25 protein-coding genes are annotated in these 26476 nt (G+C 54.6%); 16 read left to right on the forward strand and 9 right to left on the reverse strand.

The genetic code is table 11. The features are described from left to right. Positions 1-58: 58 nt before the first annotated feature. The 4 genes from BUA85_RS04295 to BUA85_RS04310 form a co-directional block, all read right to left on the reverse strand. Positions 59-643: an HNH endonuclease gene (locus BUA85_RS04295; protein ID WP_072900410.1), complete on the reverse strand. Its 585-nt coding sequence runs from the start codon at positions 641-643 to the stop codon at positions 59-61. 228 nt (positions 644-871) lie between these two features. Then, positions 872-3226 (reverse strand): TRAP transporter large permease, encoded by a 2355-nt coding sequence (locus BUA85_RS04300; RefSeq protein ID WP_072899574.1) that lies wholly within the window; start codon positions 3224-3226, stop codon positions 872-874. Positions 3227-3238: 12 nt separating this feature from the next. After that, on the reverse strand, positions 3239-4258 hold the full coding sequence (locus BUA85_RS04305; protein ID WP_072899575.1) for a TRAP transporter small permease subunit: 1020 nt from the start codon (positions 4256-4258) through the stop codon (positions 3239-3241). Positions 4259-4363: 105 nt separating this feature from the next. Continuing rightward, on the reverse strand, positions 4364-5446 hold the full coding sequence (locus BUA85_RS04310; protein WP_072899576.1) for a TRAP transporter substrate-binding protein: 1083 nt from the start codon (positions 5444-5446) through the stop codon (positions 4364-4366). Positions 5447-5690: 244 nt separating this feature from the next. Between BUA85_RS04310 and BUA85_RS04315 the strand changes: the two genes are divergently transcribed. The 3 genes from BUA85_RS04315 to BUA85_RS04325 all read left to right on the forward strand — a co-directional run bounded on the left by BUA85_RS04315 (position 5691) and on the right by BUA85_RS04325 (position 9790). Beyond that, positions 5691-7118, forward strand: a complete 1428-nt coding sequence (locus tag BUA85_RS04315) for a cache domain-containing protein (protein ID WP_072899577.1) — start codon at positions 5691-5693, stop codon at positions 7116-7118. After that, positions 7115-7747, forward strand: a complete 633-nt coding sequence (locus tag BUA85_RS04320; protein WP_072899578.1) for a response regulator transcription factor — start codon at positions 7115-7117, stop codon at positions 7745-7747. Before BUA85_RS04315 ends, BUA85_RS04320 begins: the two co-directional genes overlap by 4 nt. A 210-nt stretch (positions 7748-7957) precedes the next feature. Then, positions 7958-9790 carry an ABC transporter ATP-binding protein gene (locus BUA85_RS04325; protein ID WP_072899580.1) on the forward strand — a complete coding sequence of 611 codons (1833 nt, stop codon included), beginning with the start codon at positions 7958-7960 and terminating at the stop codon, positions 9788-9790. Here the strand turns inward: BUA85_RS04325 and BUA85_RS04330 are convergent. Then, positions 9787-10326, reverse strand: a complete 540-nt coding sequence (locus BUA85_RS04330) for an ASCH domain-containing protein (protein ID WP_072899582.1) — start codon at positions 10324-10326, stop codon at positions 9787-9789. The genes BUA85_RS04325 and BUA85_RS04330 overlap by 4 nt on opposite strands. A gap of 104 nt (positions 10327-10430) precedes the next feature. On the opposite strand from BUA85_RS04330, the gene yghU reads away from it, so the two are divergent. From yghU to ilvN, 4 genes are all read left to right on the forward strand, one after another. Continuing rightward, positions 10431-11279, forward strand: coding sequence for a glutathione-dependent disulfide-bond oxidoreductase (gene yghU, locus BUA85_RS04335; protein ID WP_072899584.1), 849 nt, complete (start codon positions 10431-10433; stop codon positions 11277-11279). 264 nt (positions 11280-11543) lie between these two features. Next, entirely contained in the window at positions 11544-12551 is a 1008-nt protein-coding gene (locus BUA85_RS04340; RefSeq protein ID WP_072899586.1) for a hypothetical protein, read from the forward strand. Between the two features lie 262 nt (positions 12552-12813). Beyond that, on the forward strand, positions 12814-14568 hold the full coding sequence (locus BUA85_RS04345) for an acetolactate synthase 3 large subunit (RefSeq protein ID WP_072899588.1): 1755 nt from the start codon (positions 12814-12816) through the stop codon (positions 14566-14568). Positions 14569-14658: 90 nt separating this feature from the next. After that, a complete protein-coding gene (ilvN, locus tag BUA85_RS04350) occupies positions 14659-15234 on the forward strand; it encodes an acetolactate synthase small subunit (RefSeq protein ID WP_072899590.1) in 576 nt (191 codons plus the stop codon). Positions 15235-15276: 42 nt separating this feature from the next. Here the strand turns inward: ilvN and BUA85_RS04355 are convergent, their stop codons facing one another. Next, positions 15277-15522 (reverse strand): EF-hand domain-containing protein, encoded by a 246-nt coding sequence (locus BUA85_RS04355; protein WP_072900411.1) that lies wholly within the window; start codon positions 15520-15522, stop codon positions 15277-15279. Between the two features lie 265 nt (positions 15523-15787). On the opposite strand from BUA85_RS04355, the gene BUA85_RS04360 reads away from it, so the two are divergent. Genes BUA85_RS04360 through BUA85_RS04370 form a run of 3 tightly spaced genes read left to right on the forward strand, consistent with a single transcriptional unit; the run spans position 15788 to position 18595 of the window. Further along, the gene (locus BUA85_RS04360) at positions 15788-16729 is read left to right on the forward strand and encodes a nucleoside hydrolase (RefSeq protein WP_072899592.1); all 942 of its coding nucleotides are present in this window, start codon (positions 15788-15790) and stop codon (positions 16727-16729) included. Then, on the forward strand, positions 16726-17178 hold the full coding sequence (locus tag BUA85_RS04365; RefSeq protein WP_072899594.1) for a GNAT family N-acetyltransferase: 453 nt from the start codon (positions 16726-16728) through the stop codon (positions 17176-17178). The genes BUA85_RS04360 and BUA85_RS04365 overlap by 4 nt, the downstream gene beginning before the upstream one ends. 19 nt (positions 17179-17197) lie before the next feature. Next, positions 17198-18595: a protein adenylyltransferase SelO gene (locus BUA85_RS04370; protein ID WP_072899596.1), complete on the forward strand. Its 1398-nt coding sequence runs from the start codon at positions 17198-17200 to the stop codon at positions 18593-18595. On the opposite strand, the gene BUA85_RS04375 is transcribed toward BUA85_RS04370, so the two are convergent. From BUA85_RS04375 to BUA85_RS04385, 3 genes are all read right to left on the reverse strand, one after another. Next, positions 18592-19476 (reverse strand): DMT family transporter, encoded by an 885-nt coding sequence (locus BUA85_RS04375; RefSeq protein WP_072899598.1) that lies wholly within the window; start codon positions 19474-19476, stop codon positions 18592-18594. The two genes, BUA85_RS04370 and BUA85_RS04375, sit on opposite strands and share 4 nt — an antisense overlap. Positions 19477-19552: 76 nt before the next feature. Further along, a complete protein-coding gene (locus BUA85_RS04380) occupies positions 19553-20098 on the reverse strand; it encodes a peptidylprolyl isomerase (RefSeq protein WP_072899600.1) in 546 nt (181 codons plus the stop codon). After that, the gene (locus BUA85_RS04385; RefSeq protein ID WP_072900412.1) at positions 20091-20597 is read right to left on the reverse strand and encodes a peptidylprolyl isomerase; all 507 of its coding nucleotides are present in this window, start codon (positions 20595-20597) and stop codon (positions 20091-20093) included. The genes BUA85_RS04380 and BUA85_RS04385 overlap by 8 nt, the downstream gene beginning before the upstream one ends. 196 nt (positions 20598-20793) lie before the next feature. On the opposite strand from BUA85_RS04385, the gene BUA85_RS04390 reads away from it, so the two are divergent. From BUA85_RS04390 to BUA85_RS04415, 6 genes are all read left to right on the forward strand, one after another. Beyond that, entirely contained in the window at positions 20794-21972 is a 1179-nt protein-coding gene (locus BUA85_RS04390; RefSeq protein WP_072899601.1) for a phosphoglycerate kinase, read from the forward strand. A 119-nt stretch (positions 21973-22091) separates the two neighbouring features. Beyond that, positions 22092-22985, forward strand: coding sequence for a fructose bisphosphate aldolase (locus BUA85_RS04395; protein WP_072899602.1), 894 nt, complete (start codon positions 22092-22094; stop codon positions 22983-22985). A 132-nt stretch (positions 22986-23117) separates the two neighbouring features. Continuing rightward, complete coding sequence (locus BUA85_RS04400; RefSeq protein WP_110559071.1) at positions 23118-23417, forward strand: FtsB family cell division protein; 300 nt, start codon at positions 23118-23120, stop codon at positions 23415-23417. Positions 23418-23540: 123 nt separating this feature from the next. Further along, complete coding sequence (gene pdhA / locus BUA85_RS04405) at positions 23541-24542, forward strand: pyruvate dehydrogenase (acetyl-transferring) E1 component subunit alpha (RefSeq protein WP_072899603.1); 1002 nt, start codon at positions 23541-23543, stop codon at positions 24540-24542. After that, the gene (locus tag BUA85_RS04410; RefSeq protein WP_072899604.1) at positions 24542-25090 is read left to right on the forward strand and encodes a hypothetical protein; all 549 of its coding nucleotides are present in this window, start codon (positions 24542-24544) and stop codon (positions 25088-25090) included. Before pdhA ends, BUA85_RS04410 begins: the two co-directional genes overlap by 1 nt. A gap of 10 nt (positions 25091-25100) precedes the next feature. Then, positions 25101-26468: a pyruvate dehydrogenase complex E1 component subunit beta gene (locus tag BUA85_RS04415; protein WP_072899605.1), complete on the forward strand. Its 1368-nt coding sequence runs from the start codon at positions 25101-25103 to the stop codon at positions 26466-26468. Positions 26469-26476: the final 8 nt, after the last annotated feature.

The raw sequence follows: 26476 nt of genomic DNA on the forward strand, positions 1-26476 counted from the left end.
CTAACGAGGGCCTTTTAGCAGACTGTTCGAATTAGTCTAGCGATCCCAGTTGCAAAATCTATGCTTCGAGTTCGGCATCCCAATAGAGATAATCCATCCAGCTTTCGTGCAGATAATTCGGCGGAAACTTCCGCCCCATATTCATTAGTTGCCCAGATGCGGGCTGAATGGGTTTCTTTTGAAGTGACATGGACGTCTGACTAAGCAGTTTGCTGCCCTTTTTGAGATTGCACGGGCTACACGCAGCAACGACGTTTTCCCAAGACGTGATCCCACCCTTGGCACGCGGCACGACGTGGTCAAAGGTCAGATCGCCCTTGGCTCCGCAGTACTGACATTTAAATTCATCCCTCAGAAATAAATTAAAGCGCGTGAAGGCCACGCGCTTTTGAGGTTTCACATAGTCTTTCAGAACCACCACAGAGGGTATCCTGATCGTGGTACTGGGACTGTGCACAACCTCATCATATTCGCTGACGATGTCGACCCGATCGAGCCATGCGGCTTTCACAGCGTCTTGCCACGGCCACAAAGACAATGGGTAGTAAGACAGGGGGCGATAATCCGCGTTCAGAACCAACGCAGGGAAATGCTTTAACGCCCTGGGTTCACGCACAAATTCCGTCCTGAAATCTCCGTCCATGGTCATAAGTACCCTTACTCTGTCGCCTCAGGGCCTCAGAGCGGGGTTCCCGCCTCGGGCCGCTTGCCTTTGACTATATCTGGTAGATTGCGAAGAACAACAGCCAAATGTAGTCCCTTTTGACGCAGGCATATCCGCGCCATGTGACGGTTTGATGAAGCCCCCTTCAAAACGACGAAAGCCGCCCTGAGGCGGCTTTCAATTTGTTCGACGTTCGCTGCTACGCGGTTACTGCAACAGGTTTGGAATGATCGTCACCACCGCAGGGAATGCTGCCAGTAGCGCAAGGCCCAGAACCTGGATACCGATAAAAGGTAGTACGCCGCGATAGATCTGACCTGTGGTGATCTCCTTCGGAGCCACGCCCCGCAAGTAGAACAACGCAAATCCAAACGGCGGCGTCAGGAACGACGTCTGCAGGTTCACCGCAATCATGATCGTCACCCACTTCGGATCGAAGGTACCGCCATAGATAACCGGCCCCACAATCGGGATTACGATGTAGATGATCTCTAGGAAGTCGAGAACAAAGCCGAGAATAAACAGCACCAACATCACGATGATGAAGACCGTCCATTCGGATGTGAAGGATTTCAAGAACTGCTGGATATAGTGCTCACCACCGAATGAGATCAGGACGAGGTTCAGCAACTGTGATCCGATCAAAATGGTGAAGACCATCGAGGTCACTTTCGCGGTCTCACGGACCACTGGCGTCAGCACGCCGCCTGCCCACAACGTCCAGCAGCACCACAGGATGCCAAACATGGAAAAGAGGAACGCACCGAAGGCAACAAAAAAGGCCACATAGTTCTCGAACAGAACAACCTCTTGCCCAAGGCGCATGTCGAAGTTCACGCCGACCAGCAGCATTGTCACGATAGCCGCAGCCGTCCAGAGCACCATGCGCCCGTCGCGACCTTCATCCTGGAGTTTGCGGAAGGCGGCGAGCATAATCGCACCACCCGCACCAAGCGCCGCAGCAGGTGTTGGGTTTGTAATCCCGCCAAGGATCGAACCAAGCACAGCGACGATCAGAACCAACGGTGGGAAGACCACGCGCAGGATTTCATTGCTGAAGATCCTCACCGCCGCGGCTTTCAGCCCTTGGAAGGCAATGATCAAAGGAATGGCGATCAACAATGTTGTCGCGCCAGGCGTCGTAAGCGGCCCGATGAACAACAGGTCAACGACCAAGATCAAACCAACACCAATGGCACCAGTAATGATTGGACGCTGATCTCTCGACGGTGTGACCCCGCGTGCGAGGACAAGAACAAGACCCAGCAACAATGCACCGATGGTGAGACCAGTTCCTAGAGGTGCAGCAGCCTCAATCCGTTCTTCGACAAGGGCCTGTCGCTCTTCCTCACTTAACTCTCGAGCTTGCGCGACACCACCAGCTTCGTCGATCGCTGCCTGTTCTGCCAACGCTTGATCCCAAGCGTCTTGCCCGTGCAATTCAATCATAGAGGCCGCGCATTCGTCACCGACGTTGGTACGGAGGGAAGCGGTCTGCCCCGCGTCGGTATAACTATCCACGATGACTGATTGAGAGCCGATCAGGTTGGCTTGGCTTCCTACAATCACAAAGCCAATCAACAGTATCGGCATGGCAAGGAACCATGTCAGACTATCGCGTCGTGTGATGACTTCATCACCAGCCGCGCCGCCCATTGGAACAGCAGGCGCTTTGGACGGGTTCAGCAGCGCGTAGCCAAACGCATATGCCGCGTATAGGCCGGCCAGAAGGATGCCGGGCAAAAGCGCCGCTTGGAACAATGTTCCAACAGAAACAACTGCAGGCTCACCTAGAAGCGTCAAAGCGTCTGAGCACCCGGCAAGCTGTGCTCGGTCTTCCTGAGCCGCTGAATAGAGGTCGCCCGCCAAAGTACCGAGCAAAACGATCACGATCGACGGTGGAATGATTTGACCGAGCGTACCGGACGCGGCGATCACACCTGTTGAAAGCTCGGGTGAATACCCATTCTTCAGCATGGTCGGAAGCGCAAGCAGGCCCATGGTCACAACCGTCGCGCCAACGATACCGGTGGAGGCTGCAAGGAACGCACCCACGATAACGATGGACACAGCCAAACCGCCTGGCAGCGGCCCAAAGACCTTGGCCATCGTGGTCAGCAGTTCGTCGGCGATGCGGGACCGTTCCAGCGTGATGCCCATCATCACGAACATCAAAACCGCGAGAAGAGTTTCGATAGATTGCCCGGCCAGAACACGCTCGTTCATACGGTTCACAACGAAGGACACGTTGCGGTCCAGCGCCTGTTCCCAACCATTCGGGAACAAGGCCGTTGCGTATCGCGGCAAATCCGGGTGGGTAAAGACCGAGACCGCGTCTGGTTTCGCCCCCTCTGCTATGATCGCCTTATAGGCGTCCGTTGTTCGATCGATCGCGAAGTGCGTCAAAAGACCGCCACCGTCGAGGATCGCAATGATTGTGAAAGAGATCGCGGCGGCGCCGCCAATCGCAAAGGCAACCGGGAACCCTGATAGGATCGCTCCGAAAAGCGTCAGGAATACAATGATCAGGCCAATTTCTACGCCATCAAGTCCGAAAAGCATCTGTCTTAGCCCTTAGTGAATTTCTGCTACAAGCTCAGCTTGCGGATCGCCCAGCTGATCTTTGTCGAGGTATTTGCCTTCGCTCTCCTCGCCCTCCTTCCGCTCGAGGTAAGAGCGATAGAAGAACGCGACCGCCTGCAAGATCACCAAAATCGTGAAGGCGACTAAAAGGACCTTAAACAGGAAGTAGGCGTTGAACCCATTTGGTGAGAAGCCGATCGTCTCAACGTTGAACTTCAACGCGCGCGCCTTGTTCAACAGACTATCGAGGTCTTTCGACGCATCTGAAGCGGACAGCTTCGGAGTCACCATATGGCGCCACAGGAAGAACCAGCCGTAGAAGTATGTCAGCAAGGCTGCGGGGATCATAAAGACGATACTACCGAACATGTCGATCAGACGCTTTGTGCGGAATTTTACCGCGGAATAGACCAAATCGACCCGCACATGTCCGCCCTGCACGAACGTATAAGAGACGCACATACAAACAATCATGGCGTTGTAGAACTTTAGTTCTTCCGACCACCAACTCACGTCATAGGTCACTGTTTTGCCAAGCCCGATACTGATCTCTGACACGGCAAACACACGTTGCATGAAGATGATGACGATCTGTTGCAGCACCATCAAAAGGCCGGCCCAAGCAAAGAAACGCCCTATCCCATTCGCAAACCCTTCGAGGCCGCGGACACAGGCCCACATGAAGGAGTTACGGAAAAGCCCGATGATTGTTGTCACGAGGAAGATGAAGAAAAGAACAAAGAAAAATTCCCAAGACGCGCCGTAGTAGACAAAGCGGATCAAGGACTGAGCTGCTTCGAGGTCCTGGATCTTCTGGTCCAGCGACACGTGTCCCAGCCAACCAAGCCAAGAGGATGGATTGGAAAGTGCTGCGACCAAATTGTATGGAGCCTCTACAAGTCCGCCAGCGACGAATTGGATGCCCCCACTTTCTTGGAATTTTTCAAGACAGCTAATTGTGTCTTCTGCGTTCGCGCGGAAAAAGCCTGAACAGGCGATCTCTTCTTCCATCGAAGCCCCCGAGTTGTACGGGGATCAGACCGACCCGCACCGTACGAAATTATTGGAAAGAGTTTGGATGGGCCCGCCCTGAAGCAGGCCCAAACATTTTGGCGATTAGCCCATGACGCGGTCACGCTGGGCGCGGTATGCGCCTTCGGAACGCTGAATCCAGCCGGAAGAGGCCTGCATGGATTCGTTGTAGTCTGCGCGCAGACGGTCATAAAGATCGTCACCTGCATACTGGTCCATAGTCTCAGCAGCTGCTGTGCCCATGGCATCCCAAACGCTGTCAGGGAATTCCAGAACTTTAACACCACCGGCCTGCAGACGCTGAAGCGCTGCACCGTTGTTGTTCATGAACTGTGCAAGGTTCCACTGGTGTGCTTCTGCCGCTGCGATCTCGATGATCTTCTGGTGTGCTGGGGACAGCTCATTGAAGACGTCGAGGTTTGTTGCGAGGGACAGAGCCGCACCTGGCTCGTGCATACCAGCTGTGTAGTAGAACTTTGTGATTTCCTGGAAACCAGCTTTTTCGTCAGCCCATGGGCCGATCCACTCAGTTCCGTCGATCGCGCCAGACGCAAGCGCCTGATACACTTCAGCACCTGGAAGGTTCTGTACGGACGCACCCATACGGCCAAGGGCCTGACCACCCAGACCTGGCATACGGAACTTCAGACCTTGGAAATCTTCTGGGCCTGCGATCTCTTTCGCGAACCAGCCACCAGCCTGTGGACCTGTATTACCAGCCAAGAAGGACTTCAGACCAAAAATCTCGCCCAGCTCATCGTGGTATGCACGGCCGTTGCCGTTGTAGTACCAGTTCATGATTTCGCCTGGCGTCATACCGAATGGTACGGATGTGAAGAAGGCATAACCTGGGTGCTGACCGACAAAGTAGTAGTCCGCACCGTGGTACATATCGGCCTGACCGGATGTCACCGCGTCAAACACTTCGAACGCGCCGACGAGTTCACCAGCCGCTTTCAGATCAATTGTCAGGCTGCCGTCAGACATTGCTGTGATTGTATCAGCAGCGCGCTGTGCTGCGTCATGCACACCTGCAAGGCCGCGGCCCCAAGTTGTGACAAGTGTCAGCGTCCGGTTGCCCTGTGCATATGCAGGTGCTGCCAATGCTGACGCAGCTGCGGCTGTCCCACCGAGTGCTGCTTTGCCTAGAAAAGAACGACGATCCATGAATTTCCTCCCATTAGGTTCCGTCACCCGTGACTCCGTTATGGAGTCCGAGCGGATCATTTCGTAGGCGAAAGTTAGCGCAGGACAGGTTTTTGGCAAATCCGTAGTACTGCGTAGTTTTGACGCTTTTGTCACCAAATCTTACCAATTTCGCAAATATGTTGGGCGCTAACACAACCGTCAGTTTGTTGATTCGAGAAGATTCGAATTTGATTCGCTGCTGATTCCCGCGTACCCAAGGCCTATGGTTCAGCTCTTTGCGCGCATCCGAAATTGGTTCGACTTCAGTTATGGTCAGAAGGTCTTTCTTCTGGCAACGGTTCCGCTCGTCCTCGCTGTTACCCTGATTTCTTTGGTCGTCACCAGCCAGTCGCGGCAACTCGCCGAACGCGAGATTGCGGTACTCGAAAGTCAGTTGATTCAGGCAAAGCAAGACGAACTAAAGAACTACTTATCCATCGCTAGAACCGCCGTCGTGAACACCTACGGTCGCGCGGCACCCGATGACGAAGAAGCGAAGCTCGCCGTCAGTCGAGAACTAGCGGCTATGCTCTATGGCCAAGATGGGTATTTCTTCGTATTCGACTATGACGGCATGAACCTCGTCGCCCCTCGGCAAACCGACTTGATCAACAAGAATTGGAGCGGGTTGGAAGACGGCAACGGCATTCCGATCACCGATGAACTCATCCGGATTGCCCGAACCGGCGGCGGATATCACAGCTTTGAGTGGCCAAAGCCTTCGACAGGCGAACTCGGCCAGATGGTCGTTTACGTCAACGGTCTGCAAGATTGGCGCTGGGTCGTGGGAACAGGCATTTTTATCGATGATGTTGTTGAAAGTGTTGCCGCTGCGCGAGCAGACGTCGAAGACCGTATCAATCGGACATCCTTCTATATCTTAATCATTGCATCGATCGCTGTATTGGGCGTTTTCCTATCAGGCCTCGTTCTCAACATCCGCGAACGGCGACTGGCCGACGTCAAACTCAAAGCGCTGACCCAGCGGATCATCGACACGCAGGAAGAAGAACGCAGCCGCGTCGCGCGCGAACTTCACGACGGCATCAGCCAGATGCTCGTCGGTGTACGCTATGCACTCGAATTGACACGTCGCCGCATCGGTTTGGGTGATGAACGTTCCGGCGAAAGCCTAGAGAAAGGGATCGACGGGTTGGGCGAGGCTATCCAAGAAGTCCGACGGATCAGTCGCGACCTGCGCCCCGGCGTGCTGGATGACCTTGGCCTTGGCCCTGCTCTTCAAGCGCTAACGGATGATTTCAGCACGCGCACCTCTATCGATGTCGAGTTTGAAACCGTTGTCTTCCGCAACCGCCTCGATCAGGAAGCCCGGATCGCCCTTTACCGCATCGCGCAAGAGGCCCTCACGAACATCGAGCGCCACGCGCAGGCCTCCCATGTGTCTGTCTCGCTCAAAGGTAACAGACGCGGCGCCCTGCTCCGCATCTCCGATGATGGCACTGGCATGGTTTGGCCCGCCGCCGCGCGCGGGCGCGTGTCAGGGCTCGGATTGCGAAACATGCAAGAACGCATCGAACAGATCGGCGGCAGTCTTCGCGTTATGTCTTCAGAAGACGGCACGACCATTGACGCCCAAGTACCATTAACGCACATGCTGCGCCCACAAGACCCCCAGAAGGAAAGCGCATGACGATCCGCGTTTGCATAGTTGACGACCATCCGATGGTCACAGAAGGCATCCAGGCGATCTTGGAAAGCTATGACGATATCTCTGTCGTGGGGACACTAACAGATGGCAAAGAAGCGGTGGAGCAAGTGCAGGCTCTTGCACCTGACGTGATGCTGCTGGATCTGAACATGCCTGGCATCAATGGGTTAAACGCAACCGAAATGATCCTTGAAGAACGACCAGAGACGCGCATCTTGATCCTGTCGATGCACGATAGCCCTGAATACATTTCTACCGCGCTCAGCCACGGTGCAAAGGGCTATATCTTGAAAGATGTACCCACAGAGGAAATTCGCACGGCAATTGATACGGTTATGGCGGGTGGCGAATATCTTTGTACCGGTGCCAAGGGGTCCTTGTCGCCCAAGATCGCTGACGGTCGCGAACCGCTTACCAACCGCGAACAAACCATTCTTTTGGAACTCGCCCAAGGCAAGTCCAATAAAGAAGTGGCCAACTCATTGGGAATTTCAGTGCGGACCGTTGAAACGCATCGCAACAACATCAAAAAGAAACTCGGGATCAGTAGCACAGCCGGTTTGACGCGTTACGCGATGGAGCATGGCGTACTTCAGGGCACCAGTATCTAGCTCCAAGAACTACCCTTTGCGAAGCAACCAAAAAGAGACCTGACAAACCTTTTGGGTTCCTGTAGGTGGTACCCAACGACTCATGATGGAGTAACAAAGATGATTCAGCTCAGGACCTTTATCCCGCGAACTTAAGCGCCGGTCCTGTTGGGTTGGCCTCGCACCAACCACCCTTTCATCTTTATTACTTTTTGCCCGACGGAGGGCACCATGTTTCGGAAATTCGAAAATCTCGTAGACCCATTTGTTGCCAGAAAACGCGATACTCCGCCGTCTGATCTCTGGGCCTATATCCGCTCGCAACTTACACCATTTCGCAAATGGCTTCCTTGGATGGCCCTCACCGGCTTCCTTGTCGCCATCATGGAAAGCGGACTTGTCTTCTATTCCGGCCGTCTGATCGACCTGATGACCGAGGCCGGCCCGTCCGCTTTCTGGGCCGAACATAATGTTGAGGTAATCATCGTCGCCCTCCTCATCCTGTTCCTGAGGCCCTTAGTGATCACCTTCAACCACTTGTTCCTGGAACAAACGCTTGCATCCAACATGCAGGAACAAGCGCGTTGGCGTGCGCACCGACACATGCTTGGTCAATCCAGTGGCTTCTTCCAGAACGATTTCGCCGGTCGCCTGTCAAACCGCGTCATGCAAATTGGTCCTGCGATAGAAGATAGCACCTATATGGCTTTCGAGGGCATCTGGTACGCCTTCACCTACGTCGTCGGCGCTACTTTGGTGCTGAGCCAGATCGATTACCGCCTTGGCATTCCAATGATGATCTGGCTGGTGCTTTACATCTTTTACGTCAAATACATCGCGGTGCGGGTCGCTGTAGCGTCTGAAAAATGGTCCGATGCGCGGTCTATGGTCAACGGACGCGTGGTTGACGCCTACACCAACATCGAAACTGTCAAGCTTTTCGCCCACGGCGAGCGTGAAGAAGCCTATGCGCTGTCCGCGATGAAACGGTTGCGGCTGCGGTTCCAGCGATTCTTACGCCTGATGACCGAATTGTCATTTGGTCTCAATGCCTTGAACGGCCTTCTTATGGTTGGCGTTCTCGGCCCCGCAGTCTGGCTTTGGACCAACGGTTTGATCACGGTTGGCGAAGTTGCCGCGGCTTCCGCGCTGGTAATCCGCCTCAACGGGATGAGCGGCTGGATCATGTGGGTTGTGATCCGCCTGTTCGAACACGCGGGCACAATGCGCGAAAGTTTGCAATCAATCGCGGTCGAGCAGGACGTGGTCGACAAAGATGACGCGCAGCCGCTTCAAATCACAGATGCGGCCATCGAGATCGACAATCTGGTGCATCACTACGGCAAAACCTGTGGCGGCCTGGATGGCGTGAGCCTTTCAATTCCTGCCGGTCAAAAGGTTGGTTTGATTGGTCGGTCGGGCGCTGGAAAGTCAAGCCTTGTCAACCTGTTACTGCGTTTTCGTGACGCCGAAGGTGGATCCATCAAAATCGATGGCCAGTCGGTTGCAGATGTGACGCAAGACAGTCTGCGCCAACAAATCGGCATGGTCACGCAAGACAGCTCCCTCCTGCACCGCTCCGTGCGCGCCAACATCATGTATGGCAAGCCTGAGGCGAGTGAGGCTGACATGATCACCGCAGCCACCCGTGCCGAGGCCCATAGCTTCATTCAGGATCTTGCGGACCCTGAAGGTCGCACCGGGTACAACGCGCAAGTGGGTGAACGTGGTGTGAAACTCTCCGGCGGCCAACGCCAGCGGATCGCGATTGCACGTGTGATGCTCAAGAACGCGCCAATTCTGATCTTGGATGAGGCGACATCGGCTTTAGACAGCGAAGTCGAGGCCGCGATCCAAAAGACGCTCTATGGGATGATGGAAGGCAAAACCGTGATCGCGATCGCGCACCGGCTGTCGACCATCGCGCAGATGGACCGGATCGTTGTTCTGGACGAGGGTCGCGTGGTTGAAGATGGCACGCACGACCAATTGCTTGCGGCTGGGGGGCTCTATGCTGATCTCTGGACACGGCAGTCAGGTGGGTTCTTGGCGAATGACAACTAGGCGCTTTGTTTGCGACTGGGGCGGCTAGGGTCCGTTTTGAAGCTCGGTTCAAGCCTGTCAAACAGCGACAGGGTGTTTTCGTCACCATTGGGCGCGTCAAACGAATTCATCCACATGGTGGGCGGGGCGAGAGTGCCGCCCTTTTGCCATTCAAAATATCCTAGAGCGCCTTTCGCAGGGATCGGATCGAACATCGATGCGTTTTCTAGAACCAAACCGCATGGCCCTCCAAACCATTCGCTGTCACTTTGCTCTATGATATCAACAACTTCACAGACGCCAATAATCGCGGAGCGCGGCAGTTCTGCGGGATGAGGGCATTGAACGCCATGGCGATGCAACCGCCAATATCCCCAGTGGAATTCGTCCTCTTTCAATCCCTTCGCTGCGTGAATGGCAATCCGGCGACAGTCCATCCCGCCAGAGCGGATCGCCCCCCTTGTTCGGTTTTCGATCCGTTTGTGGCCCGCCACAATGGCCCATGCCCACGGCTGTCGAACCGACATGGCGATTGGAGGAAGGTCATGCTCACCCATATCACTCAGGTAGAGGCGTTAGATAATTCGACAAGCACTGTGCAAAGACAAACATTGCACCCTCCCCAATTGAGATTACTTAACCTTTAACAAAGGAGTGATCTATGACCTATACCCCCCCGAAAGTCTGGACATGGGATGCCGAAAGTGGCGGCCAGTTTGCGAATATCAACCGCCCGATTGCAGGCGCAACGCATGACAAAGAATTGCCCGTTGGCGAGCATGACTTACAGCTTTATTCACTCGCGACACCAAACGGCGTCAAAGTGACTGTTATGTTAGAGGAACTGCTCGAGTCTGGTCATGAGGCCGAATACGACGCGTGGCTGATCAACATCCAAGAAGGCGATCAGTTTGGCTCTGGCTTCGTTGACATCAACCCAAACTCCAAAATTCCCGCGATGCTGGACAAATCGAACGGCGTCAAAGTCTTCGAGACGGGCTCGATCCTGATCTATCTGGCTGAAAAATACGGCGCATTCCTCTCCACCGACATTGCCAAACGCACCGAAACTCTGAACTGGCTCTTCTGGCTGCACGGCTCCGCCCCCTACCTTGGCGGTGGCTTCGGACATTTCTACGCCTACGCACCCGAGAAATTCGAATACCCGATCAACCGCTTCGCGATGGAAGCAAAGCGCCAGCTCGATGTTTTAGATCGCAACCTTGCTGAGCGCCAATTCCTTGCCGGTGACGAATACACCATCGCTGATATGGCCACAGCGCCGTGGTACGGGGCTTTGGTGAAAGGTCTTGTCTATGACGCGGCGGAGTTCCTCGACGTTGCTAGCTACACCAACGTTATCCGCTGGACTGACGAAATCAACGCTCGCCCCGCGTTCAAACGCGGCAAGATGGTGAACCGCGCGTGGGGTGAACCGTCCGAGCAGCTACACGAACGCCACAGTGCGGATGATTTCAACACCAAAACTCAGGATAAAGTCGGCGAGTAAACTCAGCGCCTTTAGATCAAAAATGGCGGCATCGACGATCGAAATAAGATGGTCGATGCCCACCAAGGCACAGACCCACCTGCTCTACACCCAATAAACTATATATTATATATACATTTTAAATATTTAAGATAAAACTATAAAACAATTACACTGACCTTCTAACCCCTACCAAACCATCCTAATGCCCCAATTAAGACTAAATTAACCGTCATCTTGGGGTTGTTGAGTTTGCGCCTGTCGCAAACGCTGTTGGAGAGTTGGATGAAGGGTAAAAGGTTCACCCTTATCATATCCGCTTTGATTGGCTTTCTTGCGATGGTTGCAAGTGGGCCTCTTTCTGCTGCGACATTCGCTTTGACAGAAGACATCCAGCTTGAGAACGTATCTGCCGCGCGGAGCATCGAGACGCGCAACATTTATCAGATCAATTTCACCGCACGCACGCCTCGTTTTCTGAGCCCGCTAGAGGTCTTGGAAAACGCAAAGGACGAGCCAGAGAAGCTGCTGGAAATCAAACATTGGCTGGCCACGGAACGCAAAGTTATCTTCCGCCTCCTTCAGCGGAACGGCCGGTTTACGGACGTCGATGATCCCAGAATTCGGTGGTACAGAACTAAGACGAGCGAGACCGAAATTGGATTCCGACCGGAGGAAACGAGTACAAGTGAAGTTTCTTTCCCCACCGGAAACGCGCTGTCTTGGCCGGATCTAGAAGACGGCGAAGAAAAAACCTCGAACCTGACAACCTTTGTCGTGCGCGAGCAGGACTCCACTTGTGGGTTCCCCAATGACTTTTACAATGTTGCCCTCTCCTCGTCGGAACAAGGAGGGCTTGCCTGGTTGCGAACTGCAACGTTTCAACCTGCGGCGCCTAGCCAACCGCGAACGCCAAAAATATCGGGGGTTACGTGGCTGAATATGTCAATGCCGCATGTTGTGGGCTACGCGATGGGCGGCGAAGACCACTCTTCTGTCCCTGAATCTCAAAGGCTTAGCTTCGGCGCTACGACGAATTCGGAAGACTCCACCATATCTGGATTCAAACAGCCGCGCGATATTTTCCGCTGCCGCGTTTATGCATCAGATGAGACCGCATCGTTCAATCCTCCTGACTTTACGTCACCGTTCATACGAGCTGCCTTCCCAACATTCCGCACCAGCTCCGCTCCAAACTCTCCCGAGGCCGTTCCCCTCCCCGCGGGTGCTGCACTGTTGCTATCTGCTCTGCTTGGTTTGTTTGTTTTTCGCAAGACACCCCGGAGCGCCTAATTGAAACTAACTTTGAAATAAAGTTGCAATTTTTTGCCCTGCGGCGAAATTTTCTCCACATCTCCTGTTGACGCTCTCTGCGCTGCCGCATAGGGTCTCGCCACACGAAAGGACCCCGAGATGAAATCTATTCTCGTACTAGTGGTGGATATGATGCGCATGGGCCGGTAACGGTAAGACCATAACGATCCCATGCGCCCCCGACATCCTCGGGGGTTTTTTTGTGACTGAGAGCAACGCGGTAGAAAAGGACGCGAGACAGATGAGTAAAACCATGACCGGTGCAAAAATGGTCGTTCAAGCCTTGGTAGACCAAGGTGTGGAGGTCGTCTTTGGATATCCCGGTGGTGCTGTCCTCCCAATCTATGACGAGATCTTTCAGCAAAACCACATTCAGCACATTTTGGTGCGCCACGAACAAGGCGCTGTTCACGCGGCCGAAGGCTATGCCCGTTCAACTGGCAAGCCAGGTGTTGCACTCGTAACATCCGGCCCCGGCGCGACAAATGCTGTGACAGGCCTGACCGATGCCCTGATGGACTCGATCCCGATCATCGTTCTGACCGGCCAGGTCCCGACGTTCATGATCGGCTCCGACGCTTTCCAAGAGGCGGACACCGTCGGCATCACCCGCCCCTGCACGAAACATAACTGGCTGGTCAAAGAAACCGACAGACTGGCAGCAACGATGCATGAGGCGTTTCATGTCGCAACCTCCGGCCGCCCCGGTCCGGTTCTGATCGACATTCCAAAGGACGTTCAATTCGCAACTGGGAAATATACTGAGGCCCGTCAGGTAGAGACCCATTACGCGCCACAGGTCAAAGGCGATCTGGATGCAATCACCGAATTGGCGAAAGCCATGGAGACCGCCAAGCGCCCAATCTTCTATACCGGCGGCGGCGTGATCAATTCTGGCCCTGCGGCAAGCCAATTGCTGCGCGAACTGGTGGCAGAAACCAATTTCCCAATCACATCAACTCTGATGGGGTTAGGCTGTTATCCGGCTTCTGGCGAAAACTGGCTGGGCATGTTAGGCATGCACGGTCTCTATGAGGCCAACATGGCGATGCACGACTGCGATCTGATGATTAACATCGGCGCGCGCTTTGATGACCGGATCACCGGTTTGGTGGATAAATTCTCCCCAGGCTCAAAGAAAGCGCATATCGACATCGACGCTTCCTCCATCAACAAAGTCATACGCGTGGATATCCCAATCTTGGGCGATGTGGCTCACGTGTTGGAAGACCTTTTGAAGGTCTGGAAATCTCGCGGACGCAAGACCAACAAAGAAGGTCTGTCCAAGTGGTGGGATCAAATCAACGAATGGAAACAGGTCGATTGCCTGAAGTTCAAGCAAGAAGGCAAGACCATTAAACCGCAACACGCGGTTGCGCGGTTGGAAGCTCTGACCAAAAGCCATGATCGCTACATCTGCACCGAAGTGGGCCAGCACCAAATGTGGGCGGCGCAGTACCTTGGGTTCGAAGATCCGAACCGTTGGATGACCTCTGGCGGTCTGGGCACCATGGGTTACGGCTTCCCTGCCTCTGTCGGTGTGCAACTGGCACACCGCGATGCACTGGTGATCAACGTCGCAGGCGAAGCGTCTTGGCTGATGAACATGCAGGAGCTGGGCACAGCCGTTCAATACAACCTGCCCGTCAAGCAATTCATCCTGAACAACGAACGTCTGGGCATGGTCCGGCAGTGGCAAGAGCTTCTGCATGGCGAGCGCTACAGCCAATCATGGTCCGAAGCCCTGCCCGATTTCGTCAAACTGGCGGAAGCTTTCGGCGCCAAAGGTATCATGGTCAGCGACCCCGATGATCTGGATGATGCGATCATGGAGATGATCAATCATGACGGTCCAGTTCTGTTCGATTGCTTGATCGAGAAGCACGAAAACTGCTTCCCGATGATCCCATCTGGCAAGCCGCATAATGAGATGTTGCTCGGCGAAAATGCGGACACCACCAACGCCATTCAAGCCGGCGGCGCGGTGATGGTGTGATGAAAACTGTATGCACGGGCTGTGTACGCTGTGTGTACAGCCTGTGTACGCACGGTGTACCAATAAAATAACGTTTTGAAGGACGACAAGATGTCCCCACTAAAAATCAAAAAAGGCGCAACAAGCCATTCTGCATACAACCTCCGTTCCAGCTACGGGGATGAGGTTGAGCGGCATACTTTGGCTGTGATCGTCGCCAACGAACCTGGTGTGCTCGCCCGCGTCATCGGGCTTTTCTCTGGTCGTGGCTACAATATCGAAAGCCTCACCGTGGCGGAGGTGGATCACGAAGGGCATCGGTCCCGCATCACCATCGTGACCTCCGGCAAGCCGCAGATCATCACACAGATCAAATCCCAACTCAGCCGGATCGTACCCGTGCATCAGGTCCATGACCTAACGGTGGAAGGCCCGACTGTTGAACGCGAATTGGCCCTGTTGAAAGTGGCAGGCTCGGGCGACCACCGAATCGAAGCGATCCGTCTGGCAGACATTTTCCGTGCCAATGTTGTGGACAGCACGCTCGAAAGTTTTGTTTTCGAAATTACTGGCACGCCTGAGAAAATCGACGCCTTTGCTGACCTAATGCGGCCTTTGGGTTTGCAGGAAGTGGCAAGAACGGGCGTCGCGGCCCTTGCCCGCGGATCAGAAGCGAAAACCTCCTGAAGCGGTGCGCCCGACACCATGAAAGGCAGGGCGCAAAAGCATTTACCCTTCAGTAGCAGGTAGCAGCCCTGCTTCTGTCGCAGCAGCGACTTCTGTCTCGTCGAGCAGTCCGTCTCCGTTCACGTCCATGACGATGAACTGATCTTCGGTCATCTCAGGCATCGCTGTTTGAAGCTCGGGATAACTGTACATTCCATCAGCGTCGGCATCGATCTCGGCATCCATCGCCAGAACAGGCGTTGCGGCGAATATCGTCACAAATGCAAGGGTGCGGGTGGCTTTGGTCATTTGGGAACTCCATTTCCTATCACAGCGCGACATGCGCGGCGTGAAAGCAGATATGAACAGGTCCTTTGCCGGTAGAAATGCCCGCTCTCGCTCCCTGTAATTTTGCGCAATTGCGTGCCAGAAGTGATCGACCAGAACGGCGGTGGAAGGATCAGTCTCTTTGAGCCTGAAAACCGGCGACCACAGGCCGATAGTGCGCAAAAAATGCCGCTTGCCCTTATTCTCACCAAGCGCCACTCTAAGGGAAAAAGGCAAAGAGGCTTACATGTCCCCACGCAAAATCATCATCGACACGGATCCAGGCCAAGACGATGCAGTCGCCATCCTATTGGCCTTGGCCTCCCCCGAGGACGTTGACGTCTTGGGCGTTGTCGCTGTGGCCGGAAACGTGCCGCTGCCGCTGACAGAAAAGAACGCGCGGATTGTGTGCGAATTGGCTGGAAAACCCGAAACCAAGGTCTTTGCCGGCGAAGCGGAGCCGATCAAACGCAAGCTGGTTACGGCTGAACATGTTCATGGGAAAACCGGTTTAGACGGCCCGAAAATGGACGATCCAACGATGCCGCTTCAAGACCAAGGCGGCGTTGACTTCATCATTGAGACCCTACGTGCGGAACCGTTCGGCACCGTCACGCTCTGCCCCCTTGGCCCGCTCACCAATATCGCGACGGCCTTTGAACGGGCGCCAGATATCGTCGACCGTGTGCAAGAGATCGTCCTGATGGGTGGTGCGTATTTTCAAGTTGGCAACATCACTCCAGCGGCCGAGTTCAATATCTACGTTGATCCAGAGGCTGCGAAGATCGTCTTTGGTTCCGGCGTCAAACTCACGGTGATGCCGCTCGACGTTACCCACAAAGCACTAACAACACGTCCTCGGGTTGAAGCCTTTCGATCGATTGGTAATCGTGCAGGTCGGATGGTTGCGGAGTGGACGGATTTCTTTGAGCGCTTCGACAAAGAGAAATACGGGAGCGAAGGCGCGCCTTTGCACGACCCTTGTGTTATCGCTTACCTGATCAAGCCGGACTTGTTTACAGGTCGCTTCGTGAATGTTGAGATCGAGACCGAAAGCGAATTGACCTTAGGCATGACTGTTGCCGATTGGTGGCGCGTTAGTGGTCGTGAACCCAATGCCATGTTCATGGGCGATCTTGATTCCGACGGCTTCTTTTCACTGCTGACAGAAAGGTTGGCACGGCTATGACATCAGCAATTCATCTGTGCGGGCCTGAGGACGCAAACGCGCTGCTGACCATGGTAGCTCAGTTCCATGAAGAGATCGGGATTGAGACAAGCGCAGAAGAACGCGAAGCGTCTGTGATGCCAATCCTCGAAGGCACGCCACTAGCTGTCGCCTATCTTTTCGGACCTAAGAATGCGCCAGTCGGCTACTTGATCATCTCCTTCGGCTGGTCGCTAGAGCTTGGCGGTATGGATGGCTTCCTCGATGAAATCTGGATCAGGCCCAACGTGCGTAAACGAGGGCTGGCGCAGGAAGCACTCAACAGTGTGATTGGCGCGCTCAAAGGCGCGGGCTTGAAAGCCATTCATCTTGAGGTCAACCGGAACGACGGTGCGACACAGAGCCTCTATCGTCGGCTGGGTTTTCATATGAGAGACAAATACGCCTTGATGACACGGGTTCTTTCGTGACCCGCCCTATATCTGAACCATGACTGTCCAGATCCCTTTCGACAATTCCTTCGCTCGGCTGCCGAACCATATGTTCACGGCACAACGACCCACGCCAGTGCAGCAACCCGCGTTGATTGCAAAGAACGACGCCTTAGCTTCCGAGCTTGGTATATCCTTCGGCGACGACGCGGCCGAGGTTTTTGCTGGAAATACTATACCAGAGGGGGCCGCTCCATTGGCGCAGCTCTACGCAGGCCATCAGTTCGGCAATTGGAACCCGCAGCTTGGCGATGGGCGCGCCATCCTACTAGGCGAAGTCGTCGGCACAGATGGCATCCGCCGCGACATCCAACTCAAAGGGTCTGGCATCACGCCCTATTCTCGCAATGGCGACGGGCGGTCGTGGCTAGGCCCTGTGCTGCGCGAATACATTGTGAGCGAGGCCATGCACGCTATGGGCGTGCCGACGACCCGTGCCTTGGCTGCTGTGACGACTGGGGAAACCGTCTACCGGGAAACGGCTCTGCCCGGTGCCGTGTTTACACGTGTCGCGCAAAGCCACATCCGTGTTGGCACGTTTCAGGTTTATGCTGCGAGGCGAGATACTGAGGCATCCCAAGCGCTTTTAGATCATGTGATTGCGCGGCATTATCCTGAGGCAACCGGCCCTCAAGATGTTTTGGACGCCGTGATCGCTCGGCACGCGAGGCTAGTTGCGAAATGGCTGTCCCTGGGCTTCATCCACGGTGTGATGAATACGGACAATGTGACCATTTCAGGCGAAACCATCGACTACGGACCCTGTGCGTTCATGGACGACTATGAACCGATGAAGGTCTTCAGTTCCATCGACCAGATGGGCCGATACGCTTACGGCAACCAACCTCGTGTTGCCGTTTGGAACATGGCACAGCTAGCGACGGCTCTGGTCCCTTTGATGCCAGATCAGGACGAAGCCGTCGAAATCTTCACAGAAAGCGTGAACCGTTTTCCTGATCTCTACGAAGCGGCTTGGCTGGAATTCTTTGGCGCCAAGCTAGGTTTGGACCTGCCCACGAAGGACGACACCCAGCTGATCAACGATTTGCTTGATTTGATGTCTGCTGGGGGTTCGGACTTTACCAATACATTTGCCAATCTGAGCAGCATCAACGCGCCGGATCATTTCGCGGATCGCGAAGCCTTTGGCGCATGGGTAGATCGTTGGCAGGAGCGACGGACGCCAAAGCATGCGGAGATCATGGCAGCGGCAAACCCTCAGGTGATCCCACGCAACCACCAAGTTGAAGCCGTGATCCAAGCGGGCGTTGAGGGCGATTTCGCCCCCTTCCACGACATGCTCGCGGCTGTGACAGATCCCTACACCGCGAACGCAAAATTCGCGAAGGTGCCTGTTGCAGCTGAGGTCGTAACTCGGACGTTCTGTGGAACCTAAGCCTTTGACGGTCGATTGATCAGAACAATCCCAATCGCCACGAGCACAAGGGCGACAATCAGCGATGAGCCGACTTCTTCCCCTAACATGAGCCACCCAAGAAAGACGGCAAGCACCGGTGACAGGAAGCTGAATGAAGCCACGCCAGAAGCTGGGTAGATCGACAAAAGCCAAAGCCAAAACACGAAGCCAGCGGTCACCACGACTACGATCTGGAAAATCAATCCGGCGATGTGGATAGGTTGCAGATCACGGATCAAATCACCGAAAAAGAGCGACGCGACAATGAGGACCGGCCCAGAGATCAGCACCTGCCAAAAGAGTTGCATTTCAGGCCGCTCTTTCCTCAAGGGCGATGCCTTTGCCAACATCGCTGTGATCGCCCAGCCCAAGGCTGCCCCCAAAGCAGCAAGATCGCCCCAAACGCTCGCCTCGCCACCGTCTCGATCCAAAAGTGCCCAAGCCACACCAGCGACGGCCAGAACAAGGCCAAGTGATTTGATGGGCGTCAGTCGATCATCCGGAAGCGTGAAATGCGCGATCAACGCAAGCCAAACTGGCATTGAATAAAAGATAACGCCCGTTCGACCCACTGTTGTGAGGTCAAGCGCCATGAACAAACAAAGAAACTCAAACCCAAAAATGACACCCGTGATGACACCCCATCCTGCGGTTTCGCGACTATACTGAAGCGGGATACCCCGCCATTTCAGCCAGAGCCATAGGCAGAAGACAGCGCCAACCGATCTAATTCCTGCAAAGAATACAGGTTGAATACCGCCGTTGGTGACTTTGATGACCACCTGATTGAAAGCTAAGAGAAGGGCAAAACCTGTGAGTGCGGCCGCGCCAAACAGGTCGATGTTTGATTTCTTATCCATGCCCGCATGAGCGATTGGAAAAGGCGCAGTGTCAACCACCGCGCCCTAATTCTTTTTCCCTAGATGCAGAGGCGGATTAGTCCGTCACACGCACCGCCGTCATCACATCGGGTTGACCGACAACGGCGCCGTTCGCACCAGTGCCGCGCTTGATCTGATCCACGATGTCCATACCAGAGGTCACTTCACCGATGATCGTGTATTGACCATTCAGGAATGGCCCCTCTTCGAACATAATGAAGAACTGGCTATTGGCGGAGTTTGGGTTCTGCGCGCGGGCCATACCGATAATGCCGCGGTCAAAGTTTTGATCGCTGAACTCTGCCGGAATGTCAGGCAAAGACGACCCACCTCGACCTGCGAGCCGCATGTCGCCGCCAAGCTGACCGAATTCCACATCGCCCGTTTGCGCCATGAACCCATCAATCACGCGGTGAAAGACAACGCCATCATATTCGCCGCCTTCAGCAATAGAGGTGATCTGAGCCACATGCAGCGGGGCAGTGTCTTCGAAGAGGTCGACGACGATTGTGCCGTTCGCTTCGCCCTCGATATCGATCTCCAAACCAGTTGCAAGCGCTGGCGAGGCCAAAACCGCGAATGCTGCCGCGAGCTTATACATCTGCGGCCACCTTAACGCTGATCATACGATCGGGATTCATCGGCGGCTCGCCGCGTGTGATCGCGTCAACGTGTTCCATGCCAGAGATCACCTGACCGTAAACAGTGTACTGACCATTCAGGAAGTCATTGTCTTTGAAGTTGATGAAGAACTGGCTGTTGGCGGAGTTCGGGTTTGCCGAACGCGCAGCACCCAAGGAGCCACGTGCGTGCGGGATCTTGGAGAATTCTGCAGGAAGATCTGGCATATCGGAACCGCCTGTCCCTGCGCGACCGATATTGAAATTGTTTTCCATATTGCCGTTTGCCACGTCGCCCGATTGCGCCATGAAGCCATCGATCACGCGGTGAAAGCACACATTGTCGTAAGCTCCCGAACGCGCCAGTTCCTTCATGCGTTCACAATGCGCTGGTGCCACATCTGGCAGCAGTTCAATCACCACATCACCGTCTTTGAGTGTCATGATGATCGTGTTTTCGGGGTCTTTGATGTCGGCCATGCCGGTCTCCTGTTTCTCAGATTTGCTTTGACATATGGCGCGGCGGTGGAATTGCCAAGTCAAAGCGCCGTTAACGGGCGCAAGACTTTTGTGCAAAAGTCTTGGCAATTTCCTGGCTCATGAAATTTGGCGCGGTTGACGGCGCGCGCATGATCGCGCATGTGAGCGGCATATTTTGACCGAATTGGAGACAGCTATGGCGTGGAAAACACTCGATGAGATGGATTTGGCAGGCAAGCGGGTCTTGGTTCGGGTCGATATCAACGTTCCGATGGAAAATGGCGAAGTCACCGATGCCACGCGGATCGAGCGCATTGCGCAGACGGTCTATGACATTCAAGACGCGGGCGGTACTGTTATTCTAATGGCGCATTTTGGCAGGCCCAAAGGTAAAGTTGTGCCTGAGATGTCTTTGGAACATGTGGCTCCAACAGTTGCCGACGTTTTGGGCCTCCCCGTGACTTGGGCCAATTCCGATTACCGCGACGCGGTAAAAGAAATCGAAGGCAATGAGGTTCTTTTGCTCGAAAACCTACGCTTCAACCCGGGTGAAGAAGCCAATGACCCAGAATTTGCGAAACGCCTTGCGTCGCTGTGCGACGTCTACGTGAACGACGCGTTCTCAGCTGCTCATCGTGCGCATGCCAGCACGGAAGCCATCGCAAAGTTGCGTCCGGCATGTGCAGGTCGCTTGATGGCAGCAGAGCTTAGTGCGCTTGAGGCGGCTTTAGGGACGCCTGAGCGCCCTGTTGTTGCTGTTGTTGGCGGTGCAAAGGTTTCAACAAAACTCGACTTGCTGGGAAATCTGGTTGGCAAAGTTGATCACTTGGTCATCGGTGGTGGCATGGCGAATACCTTCCTAGCTGCGCAGGGCATCGATGTGGGCAAATCGCTGTGCGAGCATGACCTGGCTGACACGGCAAGAGACATTCTGTCTAAAGCCGACGTCGCAGGGTGCGAAATCATCCTGCCACGCGACATCGTTGTTGCACGTGAATTTGCCGCCAATGCAGCCAATGAAACCGTCGCACCGGATGCGTGCCCATCTGATGCGATGATCCTAGACGCTGGACCTGAAACAGTTGCCTACATCGGATCGGTACTCGAAAATGCCAAGACGCTGGTGTGGAACGGCCCACTCGGCGCGTTTGAGATCGAGCCGTTCGATGCTGCCACAAACGCCGCGGCGAAGAAGGCGGCGTCGCTTTCCAAAGCTGGCAAGCTGATTTCGGTCGCCGGTGGTGGCGATACGGTTGCGGCCTTGAATCAGGCTGGTGCCGCTGACGATTTCACTTACATTTCCACCGCTGGCGGGGCCTTCCTAGAGTGGATGGAAGGCAAGATTTTGCCCGGTGTCGCAGCACTTTCCCAGTAAAGACCGTTTGTTAGCGCAACCGTTAGCGCGACCGTCATTGTCTGGTTAACTTCTCTCCCCTATCAGCGGGGTGTGGGGCCCTTTAACCGTGGATTTTCGAAATGTTGGATACGTCGTCTATGCCTAACCAAGAACAGCTTGATCAAATTAAATCCGGAAACGGCTTCATTGCCGCCTTGGATCAATCAGGCGGTTCAACGCCGAAGGCATTGCGGCTTTATGGTGTTGAAGAAGACGCATATTCAAACGACGCGGAAATGTTCGATCTGATCCATCAGATGCGCAGCCGGATCATCAATGCACCGTCGTTCACCGGTGAAAAGGTAGTGGGTGCTATCCTTTTCGAAATGACGATGGATCGTATGATTGGCGACAAACCCTCTGCACAGGCGCTTTGGGACGAAAATGGCGTGGTGCCGTTTCTGAAAGTCGACAAGGGCTTGGAAGACATCAAAGACGGCGTTCAGATGATGAAGCCCATTGATGGACTGGACGACACGCTTGGTCGCGCCGTGAATGCAGGTATGTTCGGAACCAAGATGCGCTCTGTTATTTCTGAGGCGAATGCTGAAGGCATTGCCGCTAACGTCGAGCAGCAGTTTGAGATCGCAAAACAGATCGCCGGCCATGGCCTTGTCGCGATCGTGGAGCCTGAGGTTACAATCTCAATCGACGACAAAGCCGAGGCTGAAAACCTATTGCTGGCCGAGCTTTCAAAGCAGTTGGACGCTTGGGATGATGATGTGCCGGTAATGCTGAAACTCACGCTACCGGAAGTGGCAGGTCACTATCAGCCTTGCGTTGACCATCCAAATGTTCTGCGTGTCGTTGCTTTGTCAGGCGGATATGACCGCACGGAGGCTAATCGTCGCCTCGCGCAGAACAACGGCGTGATCGCCAGCTTCTCTCGCGCGCTGACAGAAGGCTTGTCCGCCCAACAGAACGAGGAAGACTTCAACGGTATGCTTGCCAATACGATTGATGAAATACAGGCGGCCTCGATGGCTGGCTAACGTCTCCTAGACGTCGAGAAAGGGCCTTCGGGCCTTTTTTTGTGGAACCTTCATTTTTGGGATTCACAAGGCGAATCAGATGTGCGAATCTGTTCGCACCCGCCCAGCAAGAGGCGGAAAAGGCAGGCAACCATGATCCGACGCAGCAGACCAGCAATGGGTTCTTTGATGTACTTTCTCGGCACTTTGATGCTCGGGTTGTACTTTACCTTTGCCGCGGTCCAAGGCGACTATGGCGTCTTCAAAAGAGCGGAAGTCAACGCAGAGGGCCGCGCCCTTTCCGCTGAACTTGCCCTTTTGGAAACAGAGGTTGCACGCATGGAAAACCTCACGCGTCGCCTGTCCGATACCTACCTTGATCTGGACCTTTTGGATGAACAGGCACGTGATGTGCTGGGCCTCATCCGCGCCGACGAAATCGTTATTAACTGAACGCATAGCGGTTATGCGCCGCAAAGTTGACGCAGGGGCGCATTGACTCTCGATTTTTGAATCCGCATCATTTATAAATAGTTTAACGTTAAACTATTTTACGGACGCATTGGGAGGAACCTTATGCCACCAAAGAAATCAACCAAAAAATCCAACGTCTCTGCGGAAGAGCTTTTAGGCTACTATCGCGAAATGTTGATGATCCGCCGCTTTGAAGAAAAAGCGGGCCAGCTTTACGGCATGGGTTTGATCGGCGGCTTTTGCCACCTTTACATCGGTCAAGAGGCCGTTGTTGTTGGACTAGAAGCTGCAGCTAAGGATGGCGACAAGCGCATCACCTCCTATCGCGACCACGGACATATGCTCGCCTGTGGAATGGATCCGAAAGGCATCATGGCCGAATTGACCGGTCGTGAAGGCGGATTTTCCAAAGGTAAAGGCGGCTCCATGCATATGTTCTCGAAAGAGAAGCATTTTTATGGCGGCCACGGCATCGTCGCAGCTCAGGTGCCATTAGGTGCAGGACTGGCCTTTGCGGATAAATACAAAGGCAACGACAACGTCACGTTTACCTATTTCGGTGACGGTGCCGCGAACCAGGGCCAAGTCTATGAGACCTACAACATGGCGGAGCTTTGGGATCTTCCGGTCGTCTTCGTGATCGAGAACAACCAATACGCCATGGGCACATCCGTGGCCCGCTCTACCAAATCCCCGTCCCTTTGGGAACGCGGCGCGGCCTATGGCATCCCCGGCGAGGAAGTTGACGGCATGGACGTTCTTGCGGTGAAAGAGGCTGGTGTACGCGCCGTTGCGCACTGCCGCGCGGGCAAAGGGCCTTACATCCTTGAAGTCAAAACCTATCGCTACCGGGGACACTCCATGTCGGACCCTGCAAAATATCGAACCCGCGAAGAAGTGCAGAAAATGCGCGATGAACGCGATCCAATTGAACAGGTACGCGACATGCTGTTAACCGGCAAACACGCCTCTGAGGAAGATCTCAAAGCGATCGACAAAGAGATCAAAGCAGTCGTGAATGAGGCAGCCGATTTCTCCAAAGAAAGCCCAGAACCGGCCTTGGAAGAACTTTGGACAGACATTTATGCAGAGGAAGCGGTCTGATGCGGCCTCTCGTTTTCTGCAAAGTTGCAATCGCTGTCGCCGGCCTTGCAACGCCACTTGCGGCTGATGAGTTGGAAGAACAGTCGGCAGTAGAACTCACCGCCGCCATGACAGGTTCGATCTACGGCGGTGCGGTTGCTTTTGATTACTCTCAAGATGGGTGCAGCGGGCAAGCTGCCTTAACCCAAACGGCCTCTACTGGGGCCAGCCGCACCATGACAGTCAACTTCGGCTTTTCGGATATTGAACCCGAAGCGGCGAGCGTTCTCATGGTTGGCGACGATGAAGCATTCCAGCTCACTTATAAGGTACGCGAGGGTGTGGAGCCGGTTTCTCTTGTCGGCAAATTGGTTGAAGCGCAGCCGAGTGATATCGACTCATGGCTTGCTGACGGCGCAACCTGCGAAGGTAACACATGCAACATCAACAAAACCTCGCCCGAGGTTGCGTTGATCGTTTTTGGTCCAGGTGCGATGAACCGCGCCGAAGGGATCGAAGCAACCATTACCCAATTGGTAGAACATTGCCGCGCGGCGGCTGGTGAATAGGACAAACAATATGGCAATTGAACTCCTCATGCCCGCGCTTTCCCCGACAATGGAAGAAGGCACATTGGCCAAATGGCTGGTGAAAGAAGGCGATACCGTTTCCTCTGGCGACATCATCGCAGAGATTGAAACAGACAAAGCGACCATGGAATTCGAAGCGGTTGACGAAGGTATCGTTGGTAAGATCATCGTCGCCGAAGGCTCCGAAGGCGTCAAAGTGAACGAAGTGATCGCCATACTCGTTGAAGAAGGTGAGGAAGTGCCCGAAGCCGGCGCAAGCCCTGCCCCAGCTGCCGCGCCAGTTGCCGAAGCTCCGGCGGCCGTTGCTGCGGAACCGGCTGCGGCACCTGCTCCTATCGTTGCAGACGCGACGCCAGATTGGGACGAAGGCGTCGAAGTCAAGCAAACCACCGTTCGTGAAGCCCTGCGCGACGCGATGGCGGAAGAGATGCGCCGCGACGATACGGTCTTCCTGATGGGAGAAGAGGTCGCCGAATATCAAGGTGCCTATAAGATTTCGCAAGGTTTGCTAGATGAATTCGGATCCAAGCGCGTCATCGACACACCGATTACGGAGCATGGCTTCGCAGGGATCGGCACAGGCGCCGCTTTCGGCGGGCTGCGGCCAATCGTTGAGTTCATGACGTTTAACTTTGCCATGCAGGGCATCGACCACATCATCAACTCTGCCGCAAAGACGCTCTATATGTCAGGCGGTCAGATGGGGGCACCTATGGTATTCCGTGGTCCCAATGGTGCGGCGGCGCGCGTTGGTGCGCAGCACTCACAGGATTATGCAGCATGGTACATGCAGGTGCCTGGCCTGAAGGTCGTTATGCCCTACTCCGCCGCTGACGCGAAGGGCTTGCTCAAAACAGCGATCCGTGACCAGAACCCAGTGATCTTCCTTGAAAACGAAATTCTCTATGGTCGGTCCTTTGATGTGCCGGTCATGGATGATTTCACCATTCCATTCGGCAAAGCCAAGATTGAGCGTTCCGGTGATGACGTAACCATCGTGTCCTTCGGGATTGGTATGACGTATGCGCTTGAGGCGGCTGAGAAACTGGCTGAGGAAGGCGTGAATGCAGAGGTGATAAACCTTCGGTCCTTGCGTCCCATGGACACCGCAACGATTTTGGCGTCGGTGCAAAAAACCAACCGCTGCGTGACTGTGGAAGAAGGCTGGCCGCAAGGCTCCGTCGGCAACTACATCAGCAGCGTGATCATGCAAGAAGCGTTCGATTACCTCGATGCGCCAGTGATCAATTGCACCGGTAAAGATGTGCCGATGCCGTACGCCGCCAACCTCGAACGCCACGCGCTGATCACCACCGATGAAGTCATCGCGGCGGTCAAGCAAGTGACATACCGGTAAGGAGAGAG

The sequence above is a fragment of the Cognatiyoonia sediminum genome, from assembly GCF_900129845.1.
Taxonomy (GTDB): Bacteria; Pseudomonadota; Alphaproteobacteria; order Rhodobacterales; family Rhodobacteraceae; genus Cognatiyoonia; species Cognatiyoonia sediminum.

Bases quoted from the DNA above. Each gene is read 5' to 3' on its own strand.
- BUA85_RS04305 (WP_072899575.1), bottom strand. From the start codon at position 4,258: ATGGAAGAAGAGATCGCCTGTTCAGGCTTTTTCCGCGCGAACGCAGAA.
- BUA85_RS04360 (WP_072899592.1), top strand. From the start codon at position 15,788: ATGTCCCCACGCAAAATCATCATCGACACGGATCCAGGCCAAGACGAT.
- BUA85_RS04370 (WP_072899596.1), top strand. From the start codon at position 17,198: ATGACTGTCCAGATCCCTTTCGACAATTCCTTCGCTCGGCTGCCGAAC.
- BUA85_RS04300 (WP_072899574.1), bottom strand. From the start codon at position 3,226: ATGCTTTTCGGACTTGATGGCGTAGAAATTGGCCTGATCATTGTATTC.
- BUA85_RS04410 (WP_072899604.1), top strand. From the start codon at position 24,542: ATGCGGCCTCTCGTTTTCTGCAAAGTTGCAATCGCTGTCGCCGGCCTT.
- BUA85_RS04320 (WP_072899578.1), top strand. From the start codon at position 7,115: ATGACGATCCGCGTTTGCATAGTTGACGACCATCCGATGGTCACAGAA.
- yghU (WP_072899584.1), top strand. From the start codon at position 10,431: ATGACCTATACCCCCCCGAAAGTCTGGACATGGGATGCCGAAAGTGGC.
- BUA85_RS04395 (WP_072899602.1), top strand. From the start codon at position 22,092: ATGCCTAACCAAGAACAGCTTGATCAAATTAAATCCGGAAACGGCTTC.
- BUA85_RS04415 (WP_072899605.1), top strand. From the start codon at position 25,101: ATGGCAATTGAACTCCTCATGCCCGCGCTTTCCCCGACAATGGAAGAA.
- BUA85_RS04295 (WP_072900410.1), bottom strand. From the start codon at position 643: ATGGACGGAGATTTCAGGACGGAATTTGTGCGTGAACCCAGGGCGTTA.
- pdhA (WP_072899603.1), top strand. From the start codon at position 23,541: ATGCCACCAAAGAAATCAACCAAAAAATCCAACGTCTCTGCGGAAGAG.
- BUA85_RS04310 (WP_072899576.1), bottom strand. From the start codon at position 5,446: ATGGATCGTCGTTCTTTTCTAGGCAAAGCAGCACTCGGTGGGACAGCC.
- BUA85_RS04315 (WP_072899577.1), top strand. From the start codon at position 5,691: ATGGTTCAGCTCTTTGCGCGCATCCGAAATTGGTTCGACTTCAGTTAT.
- BUA85_RS04390 (WP_072899601.1), top strand. From the start codon at position 20,794: ATGGCGTGGAAAACACTCGATGAGATGGATTTGGCAGGCAAGCGGGTC.
- BUA85_RS04340 (WP_072899586.1), top strand. From the start codon at position 11,544: ATGAAGGGTAAAAGGTTCACCCTTATCATATCCGCTTTGATTGGCTTT.
- BUA85_RS04355 (WP_072900411.1), bottom strand. From the start codon at position 15,522: ATGACCAAAGCCACCCGCACCCTTGCATTTGTGACGATATTCGCCGCA.
- BUA85_RS04345 (WP_072899588.1), top strand. From the start codon at position 12,814: ATGAGTAAAACCATGACCGGTGCAAAAATGGTCGTTCAAGCCTTGGTA.
- BUA85_RS04325 (WP_072899580.1), top strand. From the start codon at position 7,958: ATGTTTCGGAAATTCGAAAATCTCGTAGACCCATTTGTTGCCAGAAAA.
- BUA85_RS04365 (WP_072899594.1), top strand. From the start codon at position 16,726: ATGACATCAGCAATTCATCTGTGCGGGCCTGAGGACGCAAACGCGCTG.
- ilvN (WP_072899590.1), top strand. From the start codon at position 14,659: ATGTCCCCACTAAAAATCAAAAAAGGCGCAACAAGCCATTCTGCATAC.
- BUA85_RS04385 (WP_072900412.1), bottom strand. From the start codon at position 20,597: ATGGCCGACATCAAAGACCCCGAAAACACGATCATCATGACACTCAAA.
- BUA85_RS04380 (WP_072899600.1), bottom strand. From the start codon at position 20,098: ATGTATAAGCTCGCGGCAGCATTCGCGGTTTTGGCCTCGCCAGCGCTT.
- BUA85_RS04400 (WP_110559071.1), top strand. From the start codon at position 23,118: ATGATCCGACGCAGCAGACCAGCAATGGGTTCTTTGATGTACTTTCTC.
- BUA85_RS04330 (WP_072899582.1), bottom strand. From the start codon at position 10,326: ATGGGTGAGCATGACCTTCCTCCAATCGCCATGTCGGTTCGACAGCCG.
- BUA85_RS04375 (WP_072899598.1), bottom strand. From the start codon at position 19,476: ATGGATAAGAAATCAAACATCGACCTGTTTGGCGCGGCCGCACTCACA.